The sequence below is a fragment of the Halomonas sp. ND22Bw genome (assembly GCF_003011945.1).
GTDB classification, from domain to species: domain Bacteria; phylum Pseudomonadota; class Gammaproteobacteria; order Pseudomonadales; family Halomonadaceae; genus Halomonas; species Halomonas halophila.
Map to the genome: position 1 here is coordinate 1 of NZ_PXWD01001881.1, position 232 is coordinate 232.

Below are 232 nucleotides of genomic sequence, written 5' to 3' on the forward strand. Positions count from 1 at the left end.
AGTTGATTCGATCACCGCCCGACAACGCGTGCACAGCCGAAGACCCCGCCAACCGACCCGCCAGCCGAGCAGCGCCCTGCGCCACAACTTTGTCCGGATCACCGATCAATATCGGGACGTCGAACATTCGGTTCAGTTCATCCCGGATCATCGGGAGTCGGGTCGAACCACCCACCATGAGGATCCGGGCTACCGGCGGCGCACCGAGGGACGCCGCTGCCCGTCGAACACG

Annotated in this window: 1 protein-coding gene; it reads right to left on the reverse strand. The window is 64.7% G+C overall.

Annotated features, from left to right (window positions below; genetic code table 11):
• Positions 1–232 (reverse strand): Hsp70 family protein (locus tag CVH10_RS25530; protein WP_146143429.1); only part of this gene is annotated, 232 nt, incomplete at both ends.